Below are 19,800 nucleotides of genomic sequence, written 5' to 3'. Positions count from 1 at the left end.
CGACTATGTTATACGTGCGTAAATTCGTTTTCGGGTAATAATCCGACAAAATGCTGTTGTTCATGTAACACCCCGTATATTTGAGATCGTAGTAAAATTCGTCTTGCCCAATTCAGATGGGGCTTAATTTCGTTCATTTTATTAAAATATTGACTCTTAAACACGCCCAGACTGCCATCATTACTTTCTACAATGCTTAAAGCGTCGACGTATTCCTCATGCATCACTGTATACATCGCCTGAACAGGTCTGAGATGAGAAGGATGGATAATCGTCTTACCCACAATTCCATTCTCTTTATCCAAAATAACCTCACGAATTAGCCCATCCACACTGCTCGAGATATAGCTATTCCGCATATCACGGCCGTTTTTGCCGTAAGTATCCTCAAATGGCGTCTGCCGTAGCTGCGGCCGGAGAACTCGATGACCTTTATTCGCAAAATACTCCCAGACAGGTCCTGAGATCACATATCCCTCTTCAACCCGCCCAAACACATTGATAATGTCCGAGATACAGTCACGGATAGGAGTAAGATCATAAATACTAACATCAGGACTGCGACGCAGTCCGAACAGGCTGGAGAAATCCGTTGCCCCAATTCTGACGTTTAGGACAAGCTCACGGTAATTACGGAGTAAATCACGGATAGATAGCAGACTGTCCACTCGACTTTCCCGATAAATAATAGGTGCAGTTTCCAAGATTGGCATCCCGTAAAGCACAGGATCATTATAACCACGCGTATTGTTGTACTCAGCTAACGTTTCAAAATATTGAATTCCATTGTCCACAGAGAACTTAGGAAATACAAACCCTGTTAACATCGTTACCAAGGATCCCAAGCGGAAAATCATTTGCCGGAGTTGGTCCGGGTTACGTACTCGTATAAAAAGAAGCGGGAGGCTGTTCGATGAATCCAGCTCATTTTCTGCGTAAGCAGCTAGGTAAATAAGATGCTGGATAATAGACTCCTCTGCATTGTCAACCTGGTCATCTCCGATTGCGTCCTCCAGATCTATAATAACCGTCACTAGACCTGCATTCTTGAGCTTAATGATGTCTTCTGCAACACTTGCACGGGTAGCCGGCATATAGAGGGCAGCGCCGACAGCGTAGGCTAGCAGTTCCTTGTTCGTGGTATGATCAAATGAGATAGGCGGAGTGTAAAACAAAGAGATTTCTTGTTCTTTCGTCAGGTAATCGAAGTATCTCAAATCGGTTCCCCCTTATAGTTTTGCGAAGCCAAGCAAAACAAGCGTAGACCTCTCCTCATAGAGAGTGTCAGAACCGGCAATACTCTCCCTTGGGGATGGCATCTTGGCTCTCTCAAATATAAGTGAAGGCCTACGCTATAACATATACGATTACCTGAAAGAAGCAGGCGTTTCTATTCTTGCATGATCGGCTCCGACTTCTCTATGGTGCAATTACTTTTTTAATCATGCACTTTTATGGGCATCTTTTTTCTTACGTCTAGCACTATAGAGGATCGTACCCACGAATACCGCTATAAGGATTGTAAAGAATACGACATGCGGCAATTCAAAACCAAAAGCACCCGCTAGCATCTTACCCGCAATAATGGCGATAAGCAGGAAAGCTGCCTGTTCCAATTCAGGGAATTTATCAATAAGCTTCAAGAATACCTGCGCCACTCCGCGCATCATCAGAACCCCTAAGATACCACCCATAAAGAGAACCCAAACCTGATCACTAAGTCCAAATGCTGCAATAACACTGTCAATACTGAAAGCAATATCCATTAATTCAACAAGGAGAACCGTCTTCCAAAAAGAAGTGCCTTTATTCTCCGTATGCTCTTCGCCACTGCCCTTAAATAAACCTTTATATGCGATATAAAAGAGATACAGTGCACCAAGAACCTTAACCAAAGTAAACTTAATAAGAAATGTCCCTAGTCCAATGGCCAGGAATCTGAACAAATAAGCCCCTAAGATACCGTAGAAAAGCGCCTTTTTCTGCTGCTCCTTAGGTAGATGCTTAACCATAACGGCAAGCACAAGTGCATTATCTGCAGAGAGCAAACCTTCTAGTAGAATTAAGCTCCCGATAATCCCCCAGCTCACAGGATCAGAGAGTGTACCTACTACATCACTCCATGAGAAAAAATGCCCGTAATTCTCACTAATATTTCTAAAAAAATCTGCGAACCAATCCATTACACTTTGCGCCTCCGGTAAAATCGATTATTTGCTGCCCGCAACCCAGCGCAGCCCCCAGCCATAGGCTTCATCCATCTCACGATGACCACTGTAATATTGCACCAGCCGTTCAACACTAAATGTTTCATTGCTTACATTCCGGAATAACGCAATGGCACACATCCCTTTATGGTTGTTATGCTCGTCCAAATTTACAATGATATCAGGTCCTCCGCCTTGTTTGATGGTGACAACCCCATCGGCCTCCGACCAGTTGGTTACCCCTTTATAAATAAAGGAAAACACTAGAATGCGTTCAATCTCGGAAATTTTGATACCATTTATACGCAAATTCTCACCAGTAGTTACGGAGCCTGTCCGATCATCCCCATCAAGCATGACATAAGGAGGTTGATTCAATGAGCCAAAGGCATTGCCCAACGCTTGTACCACTCCTTTACTGCCATTCTTCAGTTCATACAGACAAGCAAGATCTAGATCTACGCCATTTTTACGACTAAAGAGTCCGCCCTGTTTCTGGTTCCAGTTGAGATTAATCAACACTTCCCCTAAATCACCACTGGCTGATTTTTTCAAATTGATGGAATCGCCTTTTTTCTTCAGCTCGATTTTCTTCAAGTTGAGATTCATTGGCGAAGGCGGAGGTGTGGGTGGAGAGCTTTCTTCACGTTTCACTGGCTGCGCAGGCGGCGTTGCGAAGATTTGTGGTGGAATCTGCGGCTTAACCTCCGGCTGTGGAGCAGCAGGAGCAGGCTCCTCATTCGCTTCAATACCGAAGTTGCTGCATATCTCTTTCAAACCTCCGGCAAACCCCGCTGCAATGGCACTGAACTTCCATTCACTGTTATATCTATATAATTCCCCTACCACAATGGCCGTTTCCACGGAGAAAAGATTGTCGAGATCACATCGGAGCAGTTCCGCACCTGTCACTTGATTGAGAATCCGAAAATAGGCCTGACTAACTTGCCCAAAACTTTGACCCCTTTTCTCCCCATCATAAATGGTAAGCGTAAAGGCAATCTTCATCACATCGGAAGGAATCTTATCCAATTGAACTTCGAATTGCTTGCGGTCATTGAATCCTGGCACATCCTTATACCTAATATAAGATGTGGCTGGATTATTATAAAATATTAAATCCTCGTCTTTACTTACTTTACCCTCTGATCCAAGCAGGAAAGCAGAGCTATCAATCTCCAGAGCAGCCGGAGCATTCCAGCCGATCTCTACGATTATAGAATGAAGTCCAGCATTGCCTTTGGTCAGATCAGCTTTTTGCCCTTTGACTACGTTAACACTCATTCTTACGCCACCTTTATAAATGGAGTAAACCAACTAATAATTTTGTAAAAAAGAACCCCACAAAGTGGAGTCTGTACTGCTCTAAATATTTAGAAAAAGGGCAGGATCGGTAATGACCCCGCCCACTTGGATGTTATTGCGCGTCCAGTCCATAGTTTCTGCATAAAGCGCTTAGACCGCCGGCAAAGCCACTTCCAATCGCCTGGAACTTCCAATCCGCACCATTGCGGTAGAACTCACAGAATACAACAGCTGTTTCAGTTGAAAAGTCTTCACCTAAATCGAAGCGAAGCACTTCACGATCATTAGAAGCATCTACTACACGTACAAAAGCATTGGAAACCTGTCCAAAGTTTTGTGCCCGAGTTTCATAATCATAGATCGTTACCGTTATTCCGATGCGCTGAATATGAGCAGGGATTTTGCTGAAATCAACAACAATCTGCTCGTCATCTCCGTCACCCTCACCTGTACGGTTATCCCCCGTATGAGTCAAGGAACCTGCGCCACCCGAAGGATTGTTGTAGAATACAAAATCATCGGAGCCCTTGGCCTTACCATCTTCATGCAGTAAAAAGGCTGAGGCATCAAGGTCAAAATCTTGGCCGCCGCTATACTTATTAGTATCCCAGCCCAATCCTACTACTACCTTCGTCAAACCCGGATTAGTCTTGGTAAGATCAATCCGTTGTCCTTTAGAGAGACTGATCGTCACTGACAAAACCTTCTTTCATTTATGAATTCAATTCATCTTTAGCATGCAGAATGAAATTTATTGCAGGCCGTAGTCGCGAGTCAAACCGCTCAAGCCGTCTTTGTAGCCACTGCCGATAGCATTGAACTTCCATTCTGCACCGTTACGATACAATTCGCCTACAACAACACCAGTTTCAATAGAGAAATCCTCACCTAGGTCGAAACGAATCAATTCTTCATTGTTCAGATCGTTTACGATACGTACGTAGGAACGGGAGACTTGTCCAAAGTTTTGGCTTCTTGCTTCAGCATCATAAATTGTAATAGTAAAAGCTACTTTGTCTACATCAGCAGGGATGTTCTGAAGATCCACTTGAACCTGCTCATCATCACCATCGCCTTCACCTGTACGGTTATCTCCGGTATGAACAACAGAAGCATTCTCATTTTGCTTGTTATTGAAGAAAATGAAGTTGGTTTCTTTATCAACTTTACCACTAGCATTGGTCAAAAAGACGGATACGTCCAAATCGAAATCTTTTCCGCCGTCATATTTATTAGTGTCCCAACCAAGACCTACTGTGATTTTGGATAGACCTGGGTTTGTTTTCGTTAAATCGATTTTTTGACCTTTGGATAGATTAATTGCCATGATTACATACCTCTTTTCTTATATTTGGATTATACGTAGCGTTCTGCAAGTTGATTGATATGAGCGGCGTGGCTGCCTTCACCAATTGCAGCGAACTTCCATTCTCCACCTTGGCGGTAAAGCTCTCCACAAATAAGTGCCGTAAAACCTGTGTAGTTGTCTGACAAGTTGAATTTAATCAATTCACTATTCCCGGCAGCATTTATTACCCGAATATACGCTGATTTGATCATTCCAAAATCCTGTTTGCGATTCACCGCATCGTAAATGTTAACGACAACCAGAACCTTGTGAACATCGGCAGGAATGGCTTTCAAATTAACCATGATTTGCTCGTCATCTCCGTCGCCTTCACCCGTCAGATTATCTCCGGAATGAATGACCGAGTTGCAAGGACTTTGCTTGTTGTGGAAGCAGATCAGGTTACCCTTCTTAGTTAGCTTACCATCCTCATTTAATAGCAGTGCTGAGGCATCACAGTCGACATTCGCCTGTTTCTTGACTCCAAAGAATCCCCGCGAGGCTTCAATTGGATCCCAGCCTAAGCCCACAATTACATTGGACAAGCCCGCATTACCTTTAGTCAAATCAATCTTTTGACCTTTTACCAGATTAATTCCAGCCAAATCAACGTACCTCCGTTTCCGATAAAAATCATTATCTGTTAGTCTAGCTTTTAGGTGTTATATCAGTGATACGATAAAGAATAAATTACGTTTCAACGAACTTTTATCTATGACTTCACCTAATTTATAAACTGAATTCGCTAGGGTTTAATCCTAAGACACCACAAATATTCCGCACAACTGCTTTTTCATAATCATCAAAATCACCATCAGCTGATCCAATTGCCGAGCATACGCCCACGATCAGACGGCCCGCTTCTGGTTTGCCGCTAAACTTAGCGATCGCTTTCAAAGCCTCTTGTTTCCCTATTTCCGGAGAGAACTCGAAGTTACTAACATAATGGTTGAATTGAGCAATGACATCTCTCATGTCAAATACCTTCAATTCATTACTTAGATTTATATAGCCGACCATTTTATTCTTCTCTGCATCTTCTATTTTACCGTCAGCCGCAGCAACCAAAGCGCAGCCTGCAACTATCGCGTTCATGAAGTCTTTATTTTTGAATTTTTTCACTTGATCTGTTAGTCCGTTTTTGGTTGTGTTTAACCAGTTTTTAAATGTGCTCATCGTATTTCTCCCTCTATCACTGCAAGATTATGATAACAAAAGATATCCCCAGAGCCTCCTCTCCACGTTCCGACAGATTTTGCATATAAATCCCTGAATTAACCGTTACTCTTCTAATATACCTGATAAAATAACAAGATTCTACTTTCCACTAAATTACAGCACCTTTGATAGAAAGGATCGTGTCCGTTCTTGCATAGGATTTCCGAACAGCTGCTCCGGACTTCCTTCTTCCACAATCTCACCTTGTTCCATGAACAGCACCCGATCCCCCACCTCACGCGCAAAGCCCATTTCATGTGTCACCACGACCATCGTCATCCCCTCACGGGCCAGTTCCTTCATCACCGCCAGCACTTCCCCCACCATCTCCGGGTCAAGCGCTGAGGTTGGTTCGTCAAAGAGCATAATTTGGGGCTCCATAGCCAGCGCCCTTGCAATCGCTACCCGCTGAGCCTGACCCCCAGACAATGAGGCTGGATACATCTCTGCTTTTTCACTTAGACCTACTTTTCGCAGCAGCTCCAGCGCTTTTTGCCGCGCTTTATCCGGAGACCATTTACGCACCTGAACCGGCGCCAGCATAATGTTTTCTATAACCCTCATATGAGGAAATAGATTAAACTGCTGAAACACCATCCCAAGCTCTGTACGGATATCGTTAATCTTCGTACTCGCCGCCATCAAAGAAGTGCCTTCAATTACAATCTCGCCGGCCTGCGGCTGCTCCAGTAAATTAAGGCAACGCAAAAAGGTGGATTTACCCGATCCGGACGGTCCAATAATCACCACTACCTCTTGACTGAAAATATCGATACTTATGTCGGCCAGCACCGTATTTGTTCCAAATGATTTATGTAAGTTCCGTACTGAAATCATAGGCTCCATCCTATTTCAGCCTCCGTTCAACGTAATTCAGCAGCTTGCTAAGAGAATAGGTAAGAATGAAATAAATAAGTGCCGCTGTCAAATAAGGCTCCCATATCCGCAAATATTGCCCTTTCATCGTGTTGGTCCAATACATTATTTCCGGTGCAGCCACCAAAGCCAGAAGAGAGGAGTCTTTCACAAGCACAATAAACTCGTTACCAAAAGCCGGAACCATCCGTTTGATCGCTTGCGGTAAAATAATAAATCTCATCGCTTGCCGACTAGTCATCCCCAGTGAAATAGCCGCTTCCCGTTGCCCACGATCAACCGACTGAATGCCTGCCCGAAAAATCTCAGCCGAATAAGCAGCCGAATTAAGCGACAGAGCAACAAACGCAGTAATTAGAGCATTGGTTTTGCCGTAAAGCGGGGGAATCACTCCAAAGTGAACAATCAGAATCTGCACATACAGTGGTGTTCCTCGAAAAAAATTGATATATGAATGAAAAGGCCAGCGCAAATACCATTTTGGGGCCATTTTGCCAAATCCGATCCCCAGTCCCAAAATAGAGCCAAATAAAATAGAAACTACAGAAATACCAATAGTCAGCAGTGTCCCTTTTAAAAGGACGGGCAAATAATGAATGATAATGTCCATTCTAAAATCCATAGGACTCTCCCCTTCTCTTCTTTATGTCATCTCTCTTTAAAAAAATAAGCATGCGCAATAGCTATCATTACGCATGCTTATTAGGTTTTTTCCTTATTTTGCGTTCAATAAGCTATCCAGGTTAGGTTCTTCGCCGAACCAAGTTTTGTAGATTTCCGTGTACTTTCCGTTTTCCAATACCTTCTTAATAGCCGGATCCAGTTTCGCTTTTAACTCACTGCCCTTAGGGTAAAGAATGCCGTAATATTCCGCTCCGAAGTTCTCTGTGTCTACAATCCCCACCAGCTTCTGCTTAGGATTGTTTTTCATGTACTCACGTACAATAGCAATATCCGCTACAACCGCATCGGCTCCGCCGCCATTCAGTTCCATCAATGCCACCGCATTGCTGTCAAAACGTTTCAAGTTAGGGTTGTCGACACCCATTATTCCGCTCATCAGGTCATCTGCAGTTGTGGCCCCTTGTATTGCAACTACTTTATCTTTAAGGTCAAGTGCGTTTTTGATGTCGCTGCCTTCTTTAACCATAATCATATTGGTAGATTCGAAATAAGGGATGGAATAGTCATAGGTTTCTTTACGTTCATCCGTAATCGATACTGAAGATAGCCCTGCTTGATACTCCGTTCCCTGCTTCACACTTTGCAGCATCGTTTCCCAGCCTGTGTTCGTTACGCCATAGTCTATTCCCGCTTCTTCCATAACTGCCTTAATGAAATCGATGTCGAATCCTTTGATTTTATCCGTGTCCATATACTCCATAGGAGCGTAGCTGGCATCACTGGCAAACTTAATTTTCTCCGCTGAGGATTCGTTACCAGCTTTACTGTTATTTGCTCCACAACCTACCAATGCAACCACCACAAATGATATAAAAACTAACATTAAAAAACGACTTTTTATTTTCATATCCCCATTCCCCCTATTTTCGGAAATAACTTAAAGAGATTTTAACAGATTAAAGGATTCATGACAATTAACTTTTCTAAATAATGTAAGGTTATATAACACAATATTATTATTTTATACGTTTTATGCGTACATCACTCTCAAAAAAAATACCATCAAACAGAAAAAGGCACTGCCAGAGATCCTATTCTCTCTAGCAATGCCTTTAGCATATTTAACTTTAAACCTATTAAAGTGTGATATCTCCATCATAAGAACCGATCAATTTATACAGATCCGGCCGGCGGTCACGGAAGATTCCCCACTCGATCCGGCCAACTTCCAAAGCATCCAGATCGAATTCGCTTACCAGCACGGTTTGCTCCTCACGTCCAGCCTCAACGATTTTATTGCCCTGAGGACCTGCAATGAACGATGAGCCGTAGAAATTAATGCTCGAATCCTCATCAATTTCCTCACCAATACGGTTGGAAGCCACGACTGGAATAAGATTCGCAGCTGCATGTCCAAGCATACAGGTCTGCCAATGATCCTTGGAATCGATCGATCCATCCTGCGGTTCAGACCCAATAGCCGTTGGATAGAACAGAATTTCTGCTCCCATCAGGCTCATTACTCTAGCCGCTTCTGGATACCATTGATCCCAGCAGATGCCTACACCAATCTTGGCATAACGAGTGTTCCATACCTTAAAGCCAGTATCTCCCGGATTAAAGTAGAACTTTTCTTCATAACCTGGGCCATCTGGAATATGACTCTTGCGGTATTTGCCCAGCACCGTTCCATCAGCATCAATTACAGCAAGTGAGTTGTAACGCGCGTAATTCTTTTTCTCATAAAAACTAATCGGCAGTACCACTTGCAGCTCCTTGGCTACTGCTTTGAAATGATTAATCGCCTTGTTATGCTCAAGCTCTGTTGCGTATGCGTAATAATCAGCTTTCTCTTTTTGACAGAAATACGGGGTCTCAAACAGCTCCTGGAGCAAAATAATTTGCGCACCCTGTGCTGCCGCTTCTCTGACCAATGTCTCGGCTTTGCTGATATTCTCCTCAATATTGCTGGAACAACTCATTTGTGTCGCAGCTACTTTTACATTTCTCAAGTATCTGTCCTCCTTGTATATAAATGTCCCTTTGGACGTCTAGTTTCCTTCAATTATAGCTGTGCAGGCATTTGCTGCGTAGTGCAGTGGACATTTCCGCCTTCGGTGATAACGGCCATTCCGTTAACTGTACGAATCTTGCGATCCGGGAACAAACCAGCCAGTACTTTCTCAGCAAGTGTATCCGTTTCTGTCGCGGTACCCCCAAACACAGGCAAGATAATTCCGCCGTTCACGAAATAAAAGTTCAAATAACTGAGCGTCAGACGACTGCCGTCATGATCGACCCGTGGTGGCTGCTGAATCTTGATAATCTCCAGCTTACGCCCTTTGGCATCTGTAGCGTTCTCCAGAATACGCAGATTCTCTTGCGTAATCTCATAGTTCTCATCCTGCGGGTCCTCACAGACCTGGATAATAACTTTGCCTGGTGCAGCAAAACAAGCAATATTATCGACATGACCATCGGTTTCATCGCCACTAAGGCCACGTCTCAGCCAGATAATAGCTTCTGTACCTGTATAGTTCCGCACGTACTCTTCGATCTCTTCGCGCTTCAGCTCCGGGTTGCGGTTTAGGTTAAGCAGACACTCTTCTGTAGTAAGCAAAGTGCCTTCTCCATCCGTATGAATCGAGCCACCCTCCATCACAAGCGGTGCATCAAAACGGGTGATCTGCGCATGCTCCAGAATCTTCGGAGCCACTTCGTCATCCAGATCCCAAGGTGAATATTTACCGCCCCAAGCATTAAACTTCCAGTTCACACCTGCCATTTGTCCTTCTTTATTAACAATAAAGGTAGGTCCGTTATCACGCAGCCAAGCATCGCTATGCGCAATAGGCAGCAGCGTTACATTCGGTCCGCCGACCAAATGCTCTACCCGCTCCACATCCTCCGGGTTCACAATGACCGTGATTGGTTCAAACTCGGCGATGGCTGTGATAATGTCAGCATAACCTTGGCACACTGACTCGTGGTTATCCGGGAAACACATAGATTCCTGCACCGGCCAGGAGATAAAAGTACGTTCATGCTTGCCCCATTCCGGTGGCATTGTATAGTTCAAATCTTTAGGATTCATGTGTTAACTACCTTTACTAATATATTTGGAGCCAGTCCTACCCTTAAAACTCCTTCCTCATCATACAATAATATGTTCTAGTGCTCAATTCCCTGGGACATTAATAATGTTGGAAGGAATTTTTTTGTTCGCAGCCCCCATTTTACAGTTAAAAAATTTAAGTTTTCATCCGTAACAACGAAGCTAAATTTAATTATTTTAATATAAATCAGGATATCATTTAATAATTTTACTTATTTTAGTGATTCCATTTTCATTTCTAATGGATTTTATATAATTAGCTTAAAGGAGTGGGTTGCAATGGATGACATCGATCTTCAAATCTTGGAATTACTGAAAAGCAACGGCCGCATGACCAGTTCCGAAATCAGTAAAATCGTTCATTTATCCGTGCCTTCCATCACTGAAAGAATTCGTAAACTGGAGAATAACGGAGTGATTGATCAATTCACGGTCAAGTTAAACCGTAAGGCAATAGGACAAACCCTATTGGTATATATTTTCGTGCAGCTGCACGGCTCAGTTGAAACCCAACACTTCCGCACAACCATTATTCAATCGCCGCTAGTACTGGAATGTCATCATATCTCGGGGGAATACGACTATCTCTTGAAGGTGGGTCTACCGGATTTATCCGAATTGGAGGGTTTTATAACGCATACACTCAAGGCCAATCATGACATTGTAAGATCAAATACCGTATTTATTTTGTCCACGTTAAAAGAAGAATAGATAAAAGGAGTGAAGCCTTATGCCTTGGGAGTGGATGGCAAAAGGAATGCTGCTGGGGCTTTCTATTGCGGCTCCTTTAGGTCCTATCAGCATCTTATGCATCAAGAAAACCTTAAGCTCAGGTTTCAAAACTGGCCTATGCTGCGGCTTGGGAGCGGCCACAGCTGACGCAGTTTATGGTAGTATCGCCGGATTCGGCTTATCCGCCCTCACCGCTTTTTTGGTTGATTATAAAACGGTACTGCAAGCCTTGGGCGGGTTGTTTATTTGTTATCTTGGCATGAAGTCGCTGTTAGAACCCCCAGACACAGACAGCACAGCACCCAATTCCCCAAAAAGCTCACTGAATTCATACATAGTAACGCTGTTGCTGACGCTGTCCAATCCCATGACGATTATTTTTTTCCTTGGCATATTCAGCGCATCTGGCGTCCTTCTGTCTCATAGCAGCTCCAATATGCCGTTTCTAGTTAGCGGCGTCTTTCTGGGTTCCGCATTATGGTGGATGGGTTTGACAGGGAGCACCGCTTTGTTCAGAATCAACATAATGTCAGGGCGTTCGAAACAGCTCATGTTCAACAAACTGTCCGGATTGGTAATGTTGTCTTTCGGCGTTGTCTCCCTTATTCAATCTCTCAATCTTCAGGAGTTCCTTTAAACGATATCTCTCACCATACGGTAATCTTTTTTACCACATTGCCTTCAAAATCCTTAACGATAAATTGCCCGCCCTCTAGAATAGCATAGGAATTCGGATTATTCTCTTTAGGCAGCGATATGGAGCCGGGATTCAGTACATACACTCCCTCTTTTACATCGGCAACTGGTATATGGGTATGTCCCTGAATAAAAATATCCTTCTCGGAAAGCGCCGGCAAATGCTCAATGCTAAAGCCATGACCATGTGTAGCGTAAATCCGTCTGCCTTCGTGCAAAAGCATTACATAATCGCCCATCATCGGGAATTCCAGCAGCATTTGGTCTACCTCGGCGTCACAGTTTCCACGTACTGCGGTTATCGGCTTGTTTTTGTTATATGCATTAAGCTTATTAGCAACCTCTTGTGGGTTATAGTCCTTCGGCAGCGGATTTCTTGGACCATGATATAAAAAGTCTCCTAGAATAATAAGACTGTCCGGCTGCTCTTCTTCCACCTTTTCCAAAGCCCGTTCCAGCCAAAATAAAGATCCGTGAATGTCGGAAATAAACATTAACTTCATCATGTATTCTCCTTTTCAACTTAACTTAATTAAATATGCGCTTAGACAATAATCTTAACCTTGAACATACCACAACGCAAAGCGGACGTCCCCAAAGGAACGCCCTGTTCGCTATATCTTAACACTCACGGTAAATTCGAGGATCCCATCAAAAAGCGGTCTACTTCGCGCGCAGTCTGACGCCCTTCGTCAATAGCCCAGACTACAAGGCTTTGCCCGCGCCGCATATCGCCTGCTGTGAACACACCTTCTACATTGGTTACTTGTGCTCCGAACTCTGCTTTGGCGTTCCCCCGCTCATCGCGTTTCACCCCAAGCTCGCCCAGTATAGTTTCTTCGGGTCCTGTGAATCCCAAAGCCAGTAATACCAGCTGCGCTTGCAGGGTCTCCTCACTGCCCGGCACTTCGACCGGTACCATTCGTCCCTGTTCATTATGAGTCCATTCAATGCGCACTGTACGCAGCTCCTGCACTTGCCCACACTCATCGCCGACAAACCGTTTCGTCGAAACCAGATAACGGCGCGGATCTTCTTGATACAGTGAAGCGGCCTCCTGCTGACCATAGTCCACTTTAAGCACCTTTGGCCATTCCGGCCAAGGATTGTTAGACTGACGTGTCAGCGGCGCCTGTGGCATAATCTCAAGCTGAGTCACACTGCGGCAGCCGTGACGGATCGAAGTGGCTACACAGTCTGTTCCAGTATCCCCACCGCCGATTACAACTACATCCTTACCTGCTGCTGATAAATATTCCCCATCGGCAAGCCCTGAATCCAGTAGGCTCTTTGTATTCAGCGTTAAAAACTCCATAGCTTGATGAATCCCACGCAAATCGCGTCCTTCTATCAGCAGATCACGTGCCTGTGTAGATCCACCACACAGTACTACAGCATCATGCTCTGCCTTGAGCTGTGATGCTGGGAGATCTCGGCCGATCTCTGTTCGAGTTACGAAGGTAATGCCCTCAGCTGCAAGCAGATCCACCCGGCGCTGTACAGTCTTTTTATCCAGCTTCATGTTGGGAATACCATAGGTAAGCAGACCGCCAATCCGGTCCGCCCGTTCATACACAGTCACCGTATGTCCTGCCTTATTAAGCTGTGCCGCACAGGCAAGCCCCGCCGGACCTGAACCCACTACAGCTACCTTTTTACCCGTGCGATGAAGCGGCGGCTCAGGCACAATCCAGCCTTCTGCAAAACCTCTATCTACAATCGACTTCTCAATAGATTTAATGGTGACAGGTTTGCCATTCATCCCTACCGTACAAGAGCCTTCGCAAGGAGCGGGACAGACACGGCCTGTAAATTCAGGAAAGTTGTTAGTCTTATGCAGACGTTTCAGCGCTATCTCCCAATTTCCACGATAGACCATATCGTTCCATTCAGGAATCAAGTTGTGCAAAGGGCAGCCGGAAGCCATACCAGACAACAGGCGTCCTACATGACAAAATGGCGTACCGCAATCCATACAACGCGCCCCTTGCTCGCGCAGCTTTTCTTCATCCATAGGTATCGAGAATTCATTCCAATTCTTAATTCGCTCCAATGCCTCACACTCGGAGGGTGTCTGTCGTTCAAACTCTAAAAATCCGGTTGCTTTCCCCATCTCTTTCATCCTCTCTACCAAAGAAAAGTACTCTCTGTCACTTTCTGCTGTTATGCCACTCTAAAGCGCCAAAGTAAATGCCTTAATATTAGCACCCCATATCTTTAACGAAAATGAGTAATGTCACCTTTTTATGTAAAATAAGAGCATCCATTCAAAAGAAAGTTCCACACAAAAAAGCACGCAGTGTACTGCACTCATTGAGCACAATACACTGCATGCTTTTGAAGAATTATCTGTAAAAAACATCTAGTCCGCCGTCAGCACTACCATTCCAATCCCGCTTACAGTTAGCTTATTACCCGTCAGATTCTGCACAAGATCGGCTCCAAAAATTGTTTTCCATGCACCAAGCTGTGGCAGAACCAAAGCCGTCTGTTCTACATTAGCATTAAAAAGCACATAGATATGCTTCGCCGCATCGCCTCCAGCATGGCCACGCAATGTATACGCTACCGAACTTACCGGTGCTTTTTCAAATACTAGATGATTCCGAATGTCATCTGCCGTTCGCATACGGAAAGCCGGATGTGCTTTACGCAAGGCAATTAGCTGCTTCAGATAAACCACATCATCTTGATGAGCAGCGCACAGTTCCCAATCCAATTGGTTGATCTTCACCGAGGATTTATAGCTGTTCTCTACCCCGTTTTTCGTGCGCATAAATTCCTGACCCGCATGGACAAAGGGGATTCCCTGACTCATGAACACTATCGCAGAAGCTAACCTATGCATAGATTGGCGCTGTTTGTCCGTCTGCCCTTGTGTGGACAGTAATATTTTATCCCATAACGTATGATTATCATGACATTCCACATAATTGACGGTTTGCTGAGGCTCCACGGCAAATTGTCCAATGCCTGGGGCATAAGCAATGCCTCCCGCGACCCCTGCCTTTATCGCAAGCTCCAATCCCATCATTCCGCTGATGAAGCCCGGTTGATCATGCAGAAAAATATTCCCTTTAATGGCATCCCGGAAATCATCATTAAAATGTCCGATTCCCGGCAGAAGTGCAGCATTCTTCTGATGAGCGAGCCGCTCCATCGGCAACTCTGTCCCCATCATCCAACCTTCACCAATCGTCATGATGGACGGGTCAATCCCATCCAGACGACGCCGGATTTCATCCATCGTGTTGAGGTCAATCAAGCCCATCAGGTCAAAACGAAAACCATCGATATGGTATTCTTTGGCCCAATAAACTACGGATTCCACGATGAAGCTGGACATCATCAAGCGTTCTGAAGCCACGTCATTCCCGCAGCCAGAGCCATCCGACAGGCTTCCGTCTTGCTTGTAACGCAAATAATAGCCGGGAACCAGCTTGGTGAAATTCACGCGATAGCCATCGTACACATGGTTGTAAACCACATCCATAATGACGCGGAGACCGCGATCATGAAGTGCTTGAATCATTGTTTTTAGTTCCCGGATACGCAGTCCAGGCACATATGGATCTGTAGCATAGGAGCCTTCTGGCACATTATAATTCTTCGGATCATAACCCCAGTTATAATGCGGTTCATCCAGCCTCGTCTCATCTACACTCTCTGTAGAATAATCATAGACAGGCAATAGCTGCACATGGGTTACACCGAGGTTCGCGATATGATCGAGTCCAGTGAGAATACCCTCCGGTCCGCGGGTTCCTTCTTCCGCCAAAGCAAGATATTGTCCTTTATGGGTCATACCGCTTGCTGGATGAATGGATAAGTCACGCAAATGAAGCTCATAAATGATGGCATCCACAGGATCATCCAAGGGTGGCTTATCTTCCGTCCACCGTTCCGGATCTGTTTTGCGTAAATCTAAAATAGCTCCCCTATCACCGTTCACTCCTACAGCACGTGCATAAGGATCAACCGCCTCATTCCACTGTTCTCCAAGACGTACTCGGTAGGTATAGAACTTGCCATCTAAAACACCGTCAACTGTAATTCTCCACGTTCCCCGGACATCACGGATCATAGAATACTTACACTCTGCTGCTCCCTGCCATGAATTATAGAGTACCAGCTCCGCTTCTTGAGCGGTGGGCGCCCATAAACAAAAAGCTGAACTCCCCGGTGAGTACGTTAGGCCAAGATCGTCCCCATCATAGCTGAATAACTGATCAAACTCCTGAGCAAACACGGAAATCCCTCTAGTAGCCGCAGGATCCCCATAATAAATGGGTTCCTTCATTTCCCTTTGTACGGACAAAGCACCTATCCCCTTTTCCAGTTATTAACTGGATTATAGTATGATCGTCTAAGTAGTGCAAACGTTTGGACTCAAATTTTTCAAGCTATTTTGTCAGGACAATCCCTCTACCTCGATGCATCGTCAATATCTAGCCCGACCATCGTAATAATGTCTTTATTCGCAAAATACGGAATACGCCGTTCTTTCCCTAGAGTGACTCTACCGTCCTTGTACCGCACACCATTATCGTGGACAATCAGGGTAGCACGCTCTCCGTCCTCAAATCCCTCATATCCTATACCTAGTACCCAATGGTAATCGTAAGTAAACTCACCTCTCCACCGCAGACGAAACCACTTATCTAATTTAACAGCCACAGGCCGGCCGGCATCAATTTCTGTTTTATATACTTCAAAATCATTAAACGTAGTAATAAGTAACTTTTGCTGATCCTTAGGTAAAATCACTGAATGGATATAGTTCTTCAGTCCTTTGGTAAAACGGCGCACACTCATCCCCCAAGGTCTTCCACCGTGATGGCTGTATATGTAATTAATATGAGCGGCTTTGGAAGGAAAATGACCTTTGCCCCGAATAAAGTCCGCTCCTAAATGGGTGTTCCAATACTCCGCTAACGCTGCCATCGTAGCTGGGCCACATGCAGAGGACGGGGATTCGACCCCAACCTCCCACTGTGTATATGGCTCCGCAGGCAGTTTCTTGCTAATCCGAGGCTGTCCATGCTTCATTCGGATAGATCCCCTCTTAAAGGGCTAGACTTAGGAGTACAATGTGGAGTTGCCTCCGGAAGTAGAATTACATTTGCACCGGCATCCAATTCTCCTTCTGCAGCTGCTGCCCCTTCCATTGTTGTCTCCCGTTCTTCTGTTTGCACTGTATCTTCCACATTTATCTCAGATTTACTACTATCAGGATTAATCTGCAGCGTGAAATAGAAATTAGAGCCCTCTCCTTCACTGCTCTCTACAGCGATAGCTCCGCCCATCAGCTCAACGAGCTTTTTACAAATCGCCAGCCCCAATCCGGTCCCGCCATATTTGCGATTAAACGAGGAATGCAGCTGATAAAAGGACTGAAACAGCCGATGCTGCTTCTCTAGAGGAATGCCAATCCCCGTATCCCTAACATTAAATTTCAAAGTTAATTTCTTTTGATCTGCGGACAGCTTCTGCTCTACGTAAATACTGATACTGCCCCGATCTGTAAACTTGATTGCATTGCTGACCAGATTGACCAATATCTGACGCAACCGCCCGGCATCGCCCATAATCAGTGGCGGGACTCCAGGTGCCATGCTGCATGATAACTGAATATTTTTCTCCAAAGCCTTAGCTGTAAATAGATCGATTACGCTGTCCAATACGGCTTGAAGCTGCACGGGCTCATTTACAATCATCATTTTTCCGGCTTCAATTTTGCTGTAATCCAGTATTTCATTCAAAATAGATAGGAGCGAGCTGCTGCTCTCCTTAATAATGTCAGTATATCCAAGCTGTTCTTCATCAAGCTCCGTCTCCGCCAGGAGATCCGTCATCCCTACAATTCCGTTCATCGGCGTACGGATTTCATGGCTCATAATAGCTAAGAACTCAGACTTAGCCTGGTCTGCTTTTTCTGCGGATTCCTTCGCCCGAATGATTTCCTTCTCATCCGTGATGTCCCGAAACACTACAACAACACCCTTCGGCTCCCCTTTATCAAATAGAGGGGTTACCTGGTACTCCGCAAGAAAGCTAGAACCGTCCTTACGCCACAAGACCGCATCTTTACTCTGATAAGATACACCTGACTTAATAGCCTTCATCAGTGGAGATTCCTGCGGCCGATAATGGCTCCCATCAAGCGCTATTTGCTGAATATGATCCAAATAAGGATGGCCCATAATTTCATCATGTTCATAGTCCAGCATTTGCAAACCTGCAGGGTTAATGAACGTCACCTTCTCCTCCATATCGAGTCCAAAGATGCCTTCTGAAACCGCATTTAAAATAAGGGTATACTCATTGCTAAGCTTCTCAATTTGTTCTGTATAACGGATGCGCTCTGTAATATCACGGGAAATCCCATACACACCCACTACTTGGTCATCTACAATGATCGGAATATTGGTAGTATTAATTTCTACAAAGTGTCCGTCTTTATGAATAAGCGTTAGATCATAGCTTTGAGGATAACCCTGGGCGGCTAAGTTAAAATGATACAACGTCTTCTCTATGTCCTTCTCATGCACAATGGGGCCAAAGTACATTCCGATCAGTTCCTCCAGCGAATACCCGGTCAACTTCTCCAAATTCGCATTGGCAGTCAAATAGTCTCCATGCAAATTCATAGAGTACACAGCAGATGGATTGTATTCAAACAATGATTTATACCGTTGCTCGCTCTCCTTAAGCTTGAACTCGAACTGCTTGCGCTCCGTAATTTCCCGCCCAATCGCTATAATCTCCAAGACATTTCCCTCATCATCATAGGTATAACGACTGCTCGACTCGAACCAGACATAGGTGCCATTCTTATGGCGGTAGCGGTAAGCTACAGCCGGAATAACGCCAGAGCTGCGGCTCTGCTCCATTAAACCTTGCATCATAACTAGATCATCGGGGTGAAGATAATTATAGGCGCTTGTCCCAACCATCTCTTCAGGTTCATAACCAAGCAGGGTACGGCTAGCCGAAGAACAATATAAGAAAACACTGTCTTTGACCGCATGACGCGAGATTAAATCCAGCGAATTCTCAGACATCAATCTATAATTGCGTTCACTTTGGCGAATTTGTTCTTCCATTTGCTGCTGCTGATCCCGATGATCCACCGTTTCCTGAGCTGCGATCTTTAGTTCCGTAATATCCTCGGCGTATACTATAATATACGAAGGGGCTTGTCCTTCTTCTGCTCCTAATCCAGAGAACATGAGAGACAGGCAAACGGGTTGACCTTCTTTGTTTAAAAAACAATGTTCCTTCTTCCAGCTGCCCGCTGGCGATTTCTGAAGCTCGTCCATTACTAATCTATAGGAGAGCTCTTTTGAATGTGCCTCTCTATTTTCCGATTCTGTAAAAAGAGCCCCGGCAAGAAACTCGGCCTCCGTAAAGCCAAGTAGATTGCAAAAAGCCGGATTGACTTTTATCCAGTTGAAATCGCCGTTATTCGAAAACAGTACGGCCATTCCTTCTGGAGACCTCATAAATGCATGATCCAGAATTGCGTTAAATTCTACCGAGCTGCCCATTTAAGCCAGACCTCCTTTGTTGCTAGTGCTAAAGCTCTCATACCTTCTTATGTCAGTATACGATAAGAGAACTGGGGAAAGAAATGTCTAGTGCATTATTTTAAATTGTAAATATTTAAATTTAAATTA

19 protein-coding genes are annotated in these 19,800 nt (G+C 44.7%); 2 read left to right on the top strand and 17 right to left on the bottom strand.

The window, feature by feature from the left end:
- Positions 1-8: 8 nt before the first annotated feature.
- The 12 genes from MHI32_RS02055 to MHI32_RS02000 all read right to left on the bottom strand — a co-directional run bounded on the left by MHI32_RS02055 (position 9) and on the right by MHI32_RS02000 (position 10,672).
- Positions 9-1,217: an HpcH/HpaI aldolase/citrate lyase family protein gene (locus tag MHI32_RS02055; protein ID WP_232061116.1), complete on the bottom strand. Its 1,209-nt coding sequence runs from the start codon at positions 1,215-1,217 to the stop codon at positions 9-11.
- A 225-nt stretch (positions 1,218-1,442) separates the two neighbouring features.
- Positions 1,443-2,183, bottom strand: coding sequence for a TerC family protein (locus MHI32_RS02050; protein WP_036687425.1), 741 nt, complete (start codon positions 2,181-2,183; stop codon positions 1,443-1,445).
- Positions 2,184-2,210: 27 nt separating this feature from the next.
- Positions 2,211-3,491, bottom strand: a complete 1,281-nt coding sequence (locus tag MHI32_RS02045; protein ID WP_339189215.1) for a TerD family protein — start codon at positions 3,489-3,491, stop codon at positions 2,211-2,213.
- Between the two features lie 133 nt (positions 3,492-3,624).
- A complete protein-coding gene (locus MHI32_RS02040) occupies positions 3,625-4,206 on the bottom strand; it encodes a TerD family protein (protein ID WP_036687422.1) in 582 nt (193 codons plus the stop codon).
- Between the two features lie 57 nt (positions 4,207-4,263).
- Positions 4,264-4,839: a TerD family protein gene (locus tag MHI32_RS02035; RefSeq protein ID WP_036687420.1), complete on the bottom strand. Its 576-nt coding sequence runs from the start codon at positions 4,837-4,839 to the stop codon at positions 4,264-4,266.
- A gap of 29 nt (positions 4,840-4,868) precedes the next feature.
- A complete protein-coding gene (locus MHI32_RS02030) occupies positions 4,869-5,465 on the bottom strand; it encodes a TerD family protein (protein ID WP_076124695.1) in 597 nt (198 codons plus the stop codon).
- Positions 5,466-5,589: 124 nt separating this feature from the next.
- On the bottom strand, positions 5,590-6,036 hold the full coding sequence (locus tag MHI32_RS02025) for a tellurite resistance TerB family protein (protein WP_076185595.1): 447 nt from the start codon (positions 6,034-6,036) through the stop codon (positions 5,590-5,592).
- Between the two features lie 156 nt (positions 6,037-6,192).
- Complete coding sequence (locus tag MHI32_RS02020; protein ID WP_076282402.1) at positions 6,193-6,915, bottom strand: amino acid ABC transporter ATP-binding protein; 723 nt, start codon at positions 6,913-6,915, stop codon at positions 6,193-6,195.
- A 10-nt stretch (positions 6,916-6,925) separates the two neighbouring features.
- On the bottom strand, positions 6,926-7,576 hold the full coding sequence (locus MHI32_RS02015) for an amino acid ABC transporter permease (RefSeq protein WP_076124698.1): 651 nt from the start codon (positions 7,574-7,576) through the stop codon (positions 6,926-6,928).
- A gap of 93 nt (positions 7,577-7,669) precedes the next feature.
- Positions 7,670-8,485 (bottom strand): transporter substrate-binding domain-containing protein, encoded by an 816-nt coding sequence (locus tag MHI32_RS02010; protein ID WP_340011815.1) that lies wholly within the window; start codon positions 8,483-8,485, stop codon positions 7,670-7,672.
- 229 nt (positions 8,486-8,714) lie between these two features.
- Positions 8,715-9,590, bottom strand: coding sequence for an N-carbamoylputrescine amidase (gene aguB / locus MHI32_RS02005; RefSeq protein ID WP_076124702.1), 876 nt, complete (start codon positions 9,588-9,590; stop codon positions 8,715-8,717).
- Positions 9,591-9,643: 53 nt separating this feature from the next.
- Positions 9,644-10,672, bottom strand: a complete 1,029-nt coding sequence (locus MHI32_RS02000) for an agmatine deiminase family protein (RefSeq protein ID WP_076220272.1) — start codon at positions 10,670-10,672, stop codon at positions 9,644-9,646.
- A 300-nt stretch (positions 10,673-10,972) separates the two neighbouring features.
- Here MHI32_RS02000 and MHI32_RS01995 point away from each other — a divergent pair, with 300 nt between their 5' ends.
- Both MHI32_RS01995 and MHI32_RS01990 read left to right on the top strand, forming a co-directional pair.
- Entirely contained in the window at positions 10,973-11,404 is a 432-nt protein-coding gene (locus MHI32_RS01995; RefSeq protein ID WP_076124705.1) for an Lrp/AsnC family transcriptional regulator, read from the top strand.
- A gap of 19 nt (positions 11,405-11,423) precedes the next feature.
- Positions 11,424-12,062, top strand: a complete 639-nt coding sequence (locus tag MHI32_RS01990; protein ID WP_340011814.1) for a LysE family translocator — start codon at positions 11,424-11,426, stop codon at positions 12,060-12,062.
- Between the two features lie 10 nt (positions 12,063-12,072).
- Here MHI32_RS01990 and yfcE read toward each other — a convergent pair whose 3' ends face one another.
- The 5 genes from yfcE to MHI32_RS01965 all read right to left on the bottom strand — a co-directional run bounded on the left by yfcE (position 12,073) and on the right by MHI32_RS01965 (position 19,671).
- Positions 12,073-12,624 (bottom strand): phosphodiesterase, encoded by a 552-nt coding sequence (gene yfcE, locus MHI32_RS01985; RefSeq protein ID WP_339189206.1) that lies wholly within the window; start codon positions 12,622-12,624, stop codon positions 12,073-12,075.
- 125 nt (positions 12,625-12,749) lie between these two features.
- Positions 12,750-14,234, bottom strand: coding sequence for a glutamate synthase subunit beta (locus MHI32_RS01980; protein ID WP_312151571.1), 1,485 nt, complete (start codon positions 14,232-14,234; stop codon positions 12,750-12,752).
- Between the two features lie 249 nt (positions 14,235-14,483).
- Entirely contained in the window at positions 14,484-16,439 is a 1,956-nt protein-coding gene (gene pulA, locus MHI32_RS01975; protein WP_340011813.1) for a type I pullulanase, read from the bottom strand.
- A 107-nt stretch (positions 16,440-16,546) separates the two neighbouring features.
- Complete coding sequence (locus MHI32_RS01970) at positions 16,547-17,170, bottom strand: C39 family peptidase (protein WP_340011812.1); 624 nt, start codon at positions 17,168-17,170, stop codon at positions 16,547-16,549.
- Positions 17,167-19,671, bottom strand: coding sequence for a PAS domain S-box protein (locus MHI32_RS01965; RefSeq protein ID WP_339189200.1), 2,505 nt, complete (start codon positions 19,669-19,671; stop codon positions 17,167-17,169). Before MHI32_RS01965 ends, MHI32_RS01970 begins: the two co-directional genes overlap by 4 nt.
- Between the last annotated feature and the right edge of the window lie 129 nt (positions 19,672-19,800).

This window comes from Paenibacillus sp. FSL H7-0690, from assembly GCF_037980415.1.
In the GTDB taxonomy this organism is placed as follows: domain Bacteria; phylum Bacillota; class Bacilli; order Paenibacillales; family Paenibacillaceae; genus Paenibacillus_AQ; species Paenibacillus_AQ odorifer.
The sequence above is the reverse complement of the archived record's forward strand: the minus strand, read 5'-3'. Positions and strand labels throughout refer to the sequence as shown.

What these genes read in the sequence shown, in the direction of transcription:
- MHI32_RS02050 (WP_036687425.1), bottom strand. Translation starts at nt 2,183, where the DNA reads ATGGATTGGTTCGCAGATTTTTTTAGAAATATTAGTGAGAATTACGGG.
- MHI32_RS02045 (WP_339189215.1), bottom strand. Translation starts at nt 3,491, where the DNA reads ATGAGTGTTAACGTAGTCAAAGGGCAAAAAGCTGATCTGACCAAAGGC.
- MHI32_RS02035 (WP_036687420.1), bottom strand. Translation starts at nt 4,839, where the DNA reads ATGGCAATTAATCTATCCAAAGGTCAAAAAATCGATTTAACGAAAACA.
- MHI32_RS02025 (WP_076185595.1), bottom strand. Translation starts at nt 6,036, where the DNA reads ATGAGCACATTTAAAAACTGGTTAAACACAACCAAAAACGGACTAACA.
- MHI32_RS02020 (WP_076282402.1), bottom strand. Translation starts at nt 6,915, where the DNA reads ATGATTTCAGTACGGAACTTACATAAATCATTTGGAACAAATACGGTG.
- MHI32_RS02015 (WP_076124698.1), bottom strand. Translation starts at nt 7,576, where the DNA reads ATGGATTTTAGAATGGACATTATCATTCATTATTTGCCCGTCCTTTTA.
- MHI32_RS02010 (WP_340011815.1), bottom strand. Translation starts at nt 8,485, where the DNA reads ATGAAAATAAAAAGTCGTTTTTTAATGTTAGTTTTTATATCATTTGTG.
- MHI32_RS02000 (WP_076220272.1), bottom strand. Translation starts at nt 10,672, where the DNA reads ATGAATCCTAAAGATTTGAACTATACAATGCCACCGGAATGGGGCAAG.
- MHI32_RS01995 (WP_076124705.1), top strand. Translation starts at nt 10,973, where the DNA reads ATGGATGACATCGATCTTCAAATCTTGGAATTACTGAAAAGCAACGGC.
- MHI32_RS01990 (WP_340011814.1), top strand. Translation starts at nt 11,424, where the DNA reads ATGCCTTGGGAGTGGATGGCAAAAGGAATGCTGCTGGGGCTTTCTATT.
- yfcE (WP_339189206.1), bottom strand. Translation starts at nt 12,624, where the DNA reads ATGAAGTTAATGTTTATTTCCGACATTCACGGATCTTTATTTTGGCTG.
- MHI32_RS01980 (WP_312151571.1), bottom strand. Translation starts at nt 14,234, where the DNA reads ATGGGGAAAGCAACCGGATTTTTAGAGTTTGAACGACAGACACCCTCC.
- MHI32_RS01970 (WP_340011812.1), bottom strand. Translation starts at nt 17,170, where the DNA reads ATGAAGCATGGACAGCCTCGGATTAGCAAGAAACTGCCTGCGGAGCCA.
- MHI32_RS01965 (WP_339189200.1), bottom strand. Translation starts at nt 19,671, where the DNA reads ATGGGCAGCTCGGTAGAATTTAACGCAATTCTGGATCATGCATTTATG.